Source organism: Duganella vulcania, assembly GCF_009857655.1.
Taxonomy (GTDB): Bacteria; Pseudomonadota; Gammaproteobacteria; order Burkholderiales; family Burkholderiaceae_D; genus Rugamonas; species Rugamonas vulcania.
Window position 1 is genome coordinate 1 of record NZ_WWCX01000163.1, and the last position, 6,942, is coordinate 6,942.

Consider the following 6,942-nt stretch of genomic DNA (forward strand, 5'->3'; position numbering starts at 1 on the left):
GGCAGCATCGCCGTCACCGCCACCGGCGCCCGCGCGGCGCTGCCCACCCGGGCGCAGGTGGAGGCGGTGCTCGCCCTGCACAAGGAAACGGCATGAAGCTGGCCGAACGGCTGGACCGTCGCTTCCAATTGAGCGCGCGCGGCTCCACGGTGGCGCGCGAGGCGCTCGCCGGCTGCACCACGTTTGCCGCCATGAGCTACATCCTGGTGGTCAATCCGCTGGTCCTGTCCGGCGCCGGCATGGATCGCGACGGCCTGTTCCTGGCCACCGTGCTGTCGGCCATGGCCGCCACGCTGGTGATGGCGCTGTGGGCCAATCTGCCGATCGCGCTGGCGCCTGGCATGGGCACCAATATCGTGTTTGCGCAAGTGCTGGTGCTGCAGATGGGCGTGCCCTGGCGGACCGGCCTGGCGATGGTCTTGCTGAATGCGCTGGTCTTCCTGGCGCTGTCGCTGACCAGATGGCGGGCGCGCATCGTGGCGGCCTTCCCCGAGCCGGTCAAGCTGGGCATGCAGTGCGCCATCGGCGTTTTCATCGCCTGGCTGGGCTTGCGCAGCGGCGGCTTGCTGGTGGCCGACGGCGCCAGCCTGGTGGCGTTCTCGCGCCTGCACGACGGCGCGGCCTGGCTGACGCTGGGCGGCGTCCTGCTCACCGCCATGCTGCTGGTGCTGCGCGTGCCCGGCGCCTTCCTGTTGACGATGCTGACGGTGAGCGCGCTGGGATTGTTCGTTGCCGACGCCGGCGGGCGGCCGTTGACCGCCATGCCGGCCCGCTGGTTTGGGCTGCCGTCGTTCACCGGCGAGCTGCTGTTTGCGCCGGACTTCCGCGGCCTGGCGTCGCACTTCATGCTGTTGTTGCCGGTGACGCTGTACTTCCTGCTGATCGAATTTTTCGCCGGCACGGCCACGCTGTTCGGCGTGATGCGCAGCGCCGGCCTGCTGCTGCCCGATGGCGACTTGCCGCGCGCGCGGGCGGCGTTCGCCTCGGACGCACTGGGCAGCGTGATCGGCGCGGCCGTCGGCACCTCCACCGTCACCGCCTACGTGGAATCGGTGGCGGGGGTCGAAGCCGGCGGCCGCACGGGGCTGAGCGGCGTGGTGGTGGCGGCGCTGTTCGGCCTGGCCTTGTTCTGCGCGCCGATCCTGACGGTGATACCGGCCTGCGCCACGGCGCCGGTGCTGGTGATCGTCGGCGTGTGCATGCTGGACGGATTGCGCGAACTCGACACCAGCACCCCGGAAAACTATCTGCCGCCCTTGCTGATGTTGCTGGTGACTGCCTGCAGCGCCGACCTGATGGTGGCGCTGACGCTGGGCTGCTTTGCATACACGCTGATGCTGCTGGCCCGCCGCCGCTGGCCGGGCTGCATGATGCTGGGTCTGGACGCCGTGTTCGCGCTCTATCTGGCCCTGCGCGGCGCCATCGGCTGACCGGCGGCGCCCGCGCTAGATGCTGCCCTTGCTGATGCGGCTCTTGTAGCGGTAGGGCGGGGCGTATTTCATTTCGCAGTATTCGACCAGTTCGCGGCGGTCGGACAGCATGACGCGCTCGCACAGCAGCAGAGGCGTGCCTGCCGCCACGCCCAGCAGCCTTGCGTCTTCCGGCTGGGCCGCCACCGCGCCCACGCTCTCCAGGCTTTCCGAAGGGTGGATGCCGAATTTGTCGGCCAGGATGCGGTACAGCGAGCCGGCCTGTTCCAGCTCCTTCTGTTCCAGCCGGGCGCCGTCCGGCAGCCGCAGATGGGAATCCTGCAGGCCGACAGGTTTGCCGTTCATCAGGCGCACGCGCCGGATGCGCAGCAGCGGTTGGTCCTGCGGCACGTGCAGCAGGCTGGCGATGGCCATGTTGGCGCCGACGGTCTCCATGCTGAGGATGGTCTGGCCGGGCACGCCGCCGCGCTTGACGGTGTCCTCGGTAAAACTGTCCAGAAAGCGCGACATCTGGCGCACCGATTCCGGCGCGGCAAACGTGCCGCGGCCCTGATCGCTGTACAGCAGTCCCTGTTCTTCCAGCAGCCGGATGGCCTTGCGCACCGTATCGCGGCTGACCTGGTAGGTGGCGGCCAGCTCGCGCTCGGCCGGCATTGCTTCGCGGGCGCCGATTTTCCCCGATTCCATGAGCTGCTTCAGGGTTTCCGCCAACTGCACATATAGCGGTGGCGCCGGCCGGGGCGCGGCGGTGGTGTCGGTGGTTCGTGATCGCATGTCATTAGTATAACGAATTGAGGCGCATCCCGGCGCCAGTTTGCCGGAATCCGCCTGAAATGTGACGGTTCAATTACAACGGTACGTACCAGATAATAAACAACTTTCATGGAACCGGCAATCGTCTTTAAATAAAGGCATACATATGAAATACCTCCATTTTTTTGTTGATAAATGGTACGTACCACTGTAGCCTTGTCGGCGCAGTGAACAGCGCGGTCCGCCGCAATATCAACGATAGGGGAAAAGTATGTACGCAAGACTAGGGGTGTTGGCGGCGGGATCGGCAGCCATGTTGCAATGGGCGGGGCCGGCGCACGCGCAGGCGGACGCGCCGACGGTGGTGCCGGTGACCGGGCAGGCGCTGGGCAAGGGCGAGGCGCGCGCCAACAGCGTGATCGATCAGGCGGTGATCGCGGAGCAGCCGGCCGGCATCGATCCGCTCAAGTTGCTGGCGCGGGTGCCGGGCATGCAGGTCAGCTCCAGCGATGCGCTGACCGGCAGCTTCTCGATGCGCCTGACCATGCGTGGCTTCAACAAGGAGCAGATCGGCGTGTCGGTCGACGGCATTCCGAACGGTTCGACCTTGTCCAACGGCGGCACCATGCCCAACCGCCTGCTCGACCCGGCCAACCTGGTGCGGGTGGAGGTATCGCAGACCGCCGGCGACCTGGGCACGCCGTCGAACCAGGCGCTGGGCGGCTACATCGACTTCAAGACGCGCGATCCGGCCCGCCAGCGCGGCGGCGAGCTGGAAGCGGCGGGCGGCGCCTATGGCTACCGGCGCGGGTTTGTGCGCGTCGATACCGGCCAGTCGGCCGGCGGCACCAGCGCCTACCTCGACTATTCCCACGAGTACGTGCGCACCTGGCCGGGCGATGAATCCGGCCGCAACACGCGCCGCCACATCGACGCCCGCGTGCTGCAGGATCTGGGCGGCGGTTCCAGCCTGCGCGGCACCGTCAGCTATAACAAGTTCAGCGACAACGATTACGACGCGGTGGCCTTGCTGGCCGAGTCGTCCAGGTTGTACAAGGCGACCTTCCGCGGCAATCCCGACACGGACGGCCTGACCGACCAGTGGACCGGCAATCCCGCCATCGACCAGAACTATCGGGGCACGCGCGGCATCAACAGCGAAGATACGCTGATGCACATCGACTGGACGCAGCGTTTCGGAGAAACAGGCAAGTTCACGCTCAAGCCATACTGGCACAAGCAGGACGGCAATGGCTGGTTCTATGTGCCGTATCTGCAGTTGCCGGCCGATGGCAAGGTCTATAGCACGGTGGCGCCGGGCGGCAAGCCGACGGCGGTGGTGCAGGAGTGCTACCGGAACCAGTATCAGCGCACCGCCACCGGCGCGCTGATTCCGGTCGGCGCGGTGACGATACCGGCCGGCTCCAGCGCGGCGGCGTTGAGCGCGGCAGCTTGTCCGGGCGCCGCCAAGTATGCGATGAATCCGGTCGGCCAGTGGGGCGCGCGCGAAGCGAGCACGCGCCGCAGCGACAACAGCATCGACCGCAAAGGCACGCTGGCCGAGGCTGCCGCCACGCTGGGCGACTACCAGCGCATCCGCGTCGGCGGCTGGTTCGAGCGCACCGGGCGCGAGAAGATCCGCAACTGGTTCGCCGCCTCCGATCCCAAGGTGAGCGGCGCCTTCGACGGCAGCGCGCCATATTCCGTCACCCAGGACCGCCACTATTCGTCCGACACCACGATGGCGTATGCGCAGGATAAACTCGACCTGCTCGACGGCAGGCTGGAACTCGACCTGGGCGCGACCTATCAGCGCTTCAGCGAGGACTATTCCTCGCCGGTGGAATTTGCCGGCGTGCGCTCGCTGAAGGTCAGTTCCGGCTTGCTGCCGAAGGTGGCCGCGCTGTACCGGCTGAATCAGGACTGGGAAGTGTTCGCCAGCGGCTCGAAGAACTTCAGCGCCATCCCGGATGCGGTCTTCGAGGGCACGGCCGCAGTCGATTCCAGGAACGGCATCAAGCCTGAAACCTCGGTCAACAAGGACGTCGGCGTGCGCTGGACCAGCGACGACGGCTACGGCGCCGCGCTGAGCGCCTACACGATCGACTATCGCGACCGCATCTCCATCCAGAACGGCAATCCGAACGGCGACATCTTCTCGCGCGACGCCACCACCACCTTTGCCAACCAGGGCGGCATCAGCTCCAGGGGCGTGGAGCTGACCTTGCGCGCCAGCGCAAGCCGCTACGAGCTGTACGCCAACCTGTCGTACAACAATGCGCACTATGTCGGCGACACGCCGGCCGAAGGCATCAAGTCCGGCGATCCGGTGTTGGGCGCGCCGCGCCGCAGCGCCTTCGCCGAAGCGACCTGGAAGCCCGCGACCGCGTGGCGCCTGTCGGCCAACGCCCATTACGTGGGCGAAGCGGCGGGCACTTATGGCGACGTGGTCAATACGGTCATCAGCGGCGGTCCGGCGCTCTATCCGCGCCAGTACATGCCGGCCTACACGCTGGTGGGCCTGAACCTGACCTACAAGCCGGCCGGCAGCCTGTTCGGCCATGGCAGCCGCACCGAATTCGCCGTCAACGTCGACAACCTGTTCGATCGCCGCTATCTCGGCGGCGTGGGGGCGGAGCTGACCAGTTCGAATCCGCTGAGCACCGGCCGCTATTTCCTCGGCAGTCCGCGCACGTTCTTTGCCTCGATGCGGGTGAAGTTCTGATGGGCAGGTCCGGTCGCGGCCGCGCGGCCGGCGCCATGGCCGCGCTGCTGGCGGCCTCGTTGGCCGCCTGCGCGACGCCGCCCGCCACCGTGGCGCAGGCGGGCGTGCGGCTGATCGGCGAGCAGCGCATTCCGCACGGGCAGGTCTTTCAGGACACGGTGGTGGGCGGCCTGTCCGGCATCGATTACGATGCGCGCAGCGGCGGCTGGATCATGGTCAGCGACGACCGCTCCGAACATGGCCCGGCGCGGTTTTACGCGGCCCGGCTGGACTACGACGACAGCCGGTTCCGCGCGCTCACGCTGGAGTCCGTGCATGTGTTGCGGCAGCCGTCGGGCGACCGCTATCCCTCGCCGGCGCAATTGCCGTCGCAGGGGGGCGAGGTGGCCGACATCGAAGCCATCCGTTTCGATCCGCTCGGCGATGGCGTCTGGTATGCCAGCGAAGGCCATGGCACGCTGGGCCTGCCGCCATTCGTGCGCCAGGCCGGCGCGGATGGCGCATGCCGCGCCACGCTGGCGCTGCCCGCCATGTTCAGGCTGGCGCCGGACCACAGCAGCGGGCCACGCAACAATCTCGTGTTCGAGGGACTGACGTTCGCCCCGGACGGGCGCTCGCTGTGGCTGGCCATGGAGGCGCCGCTGTATCAGGATGGGCCGGTGGCGACGCCGTCGCACGGCGCCGTCAGCCGGGTGACGCAACTTGACCGGAGCGGCAAGGTGCTGGCGCAATATGCCTATCCGCTCGACCCGGTGCAGGGTGTACCGGCGCCCGGCCGCTTTGCCGACAACGGCGTCTCCGAGATATTGACGGTCGATGCCCGTCATCTGCTGGTGCTGGAGCGCTCCGGCGTGCAGGACGCCGATGGCCAATTCAACTTCCATATCCGCTTGTACCTGGCGCAGCTGGACGGCGGCACCGATGTCTCGGGCTACCCGGCACTGGCGGCCGCCGCCTACACGCCGCTGCGCAAACGATTACTGCTGAATTTCGACACGCTGGCCGTGGAGCGCGTGGACAATCTGGAAGGCATGAGCTGGGGACCGCTGTTGCCCAACGGTCACCGCAGTCTCGTCATGGTTTCCGACGACGATTTCGGCCAGGGACGGTTGACGCAGTTGCTGTTGTTCGATGTATCGCTGCCGCCCGACCGATAGCGCCGATTGCATGGAACCAGGCGCCCCCGGCCGCGCACATATGGCGGCAAGGGGCTCGTCACCGGGACGATGCCGGCATCATTGATCAAGGAGGGTACGCCGACAGCCCGCGCGGAGAGGTCCCCGGCGAGCGGCGTGCGCATCGACACCATGGCATCGTCACGACACGCATCAGGTTTTTCATCAAACACGCCCGGCGCCATCCTGCCGGCGCCCGATCCCGACGCGGAGGCCGGCCCTGGCCGGCGCCGTATCCTGGGCCGCAAGGCTGCCGCCGATTTCCGAGCGCTGTAGCCACATCATGCCCATCCCATCGATGACACTTCCACCGGCGCTGGCGGCCGCGCAGGCGCTGGCGCAGGAGGCCGCCGCGTCCGTGGCCACACCCGGCGCCGGCGACAGCAAGACCATGGGCAAGGCCGATTTCGACGACCTGGCCGGCATGGCGGCCCACCACGGGCACGCCCACAAGGTGCGCACGCCGCTGCCGCGTCGCCTGTCGCGCACCTTGGCGCAGCTGCAGCAGCCCGCCGAGCATGACGATGCCGAAACGCCGTTGCGCACGGCGGCGGCGCAGCTGATTGAAAGACTGTCCGACGCCGAAGACGATGCGCATCCATGGCGGCGCGGGCCGCAGGACCCGCTGCAACAGCACACGCTGCTGGAGCAGGCCCGCCAGCTGCTGGAACAGCAGCCTGACGAGGGCGCCGGGCAGCGCGCGCGCCTCGGCGCCCGGCTCGACGCGATGGAGGCGGACCTGCACGGGCGTCATGGCGCCGCCATCGACGAAGGCCAACGTCAGGCGCTGGCCTTCGAGGCGGCGCTGTCCACGCTCGACGACGGCGCCGCCGGCGCCGGCACGCTGTCCGAGCTGCGC

At 68.0% G+C, this 6,942-nt stretch carries 6 protein-coding genes; 5 read left to right on the plus strand and 1 reads right to left on the minus strand.

Annotated features, from left to right (window positions below; all coding sequences use genetic code 11):
• The first annotated feature begins 92 nt into the window (after positions 1-92).
• A complete protein-coding gene (locus tag GTP90_RS34110) occupies positions 93-1,430 on the plus strand; it encodes an NCS2 family permease (protein WP_161087677.1) in 1,338 nt (445 codons plus the stop codon).
• Positions 1,431-1,445: 15 nt separating this feature from the next.
• On the opposite strand, the gene GTP90_RS34115 is transcribed toward GTP90_RS34110, so the two are convergent.
• Entirely contained in the window at positions 1,446-2,204 is a 759-nt protein-coding gene (locus GTP90_RS34115; protein ID WP_161087678.1) for a GntR family transcriptional regulator, read from the minus strand.
• Between the two features lie 250 nt (positions 2,205-2,454).
• Between GTP90_RS34115 and GTP90_RS34120 the strand changes: the two genes are divergently transcribed.
• The 4 genes from GTP90_RS34120 to GTP90_RS34135 all read left to right on the plus strand — a co-directional run.
• Positions 2,455-4,908, plus strand: a complete 2,454-nt coding sequence (locus GTP90_RS34120) for a TonB-dependent receptor domain-containing protein (protein WP_161087679.1) — start codon at positions 2,455-2,457, stop codon at positions 4,906-4,908.
• Positions 4,908-6,065, plus strand: a complete 1,158-nt coding sequence (locus GTP90_RS34125; RefSeq protein ID WP_161087680.1) for an esterase-like activity of phytase family protein — start codon at positions 4,908-4,910, stop codon at positions 6,063-6,065. The genes GTP90_RS34120 and GTP90_RS34125 overlap by 1 nt, the downstream gene beginning before the upstream one ends.
• Before the next feature lie 135 nt (positions 6,066-6,200).
• The gene (locus GTP90_RS34130; RefSeq protein ID WP_161087681.1) at positions 6,201-6,359 is read left to right on the plus strand and encodes a hypothetical protein; all 159 of its coding nucleotides are present in this window, start codon (positions 6,201-6,203) and stop codon (positions 6,357-6,359) included.
• Positions 6,360-6,366: 7 nt separating this feature from the next.
• Positions 6,367-6,942: hypothetical protein (locus GTP90_RS34135; protein ID WP_161087682.1), on the plus strand; the 576-nt coding region annotated here is incomplete at its 3' end.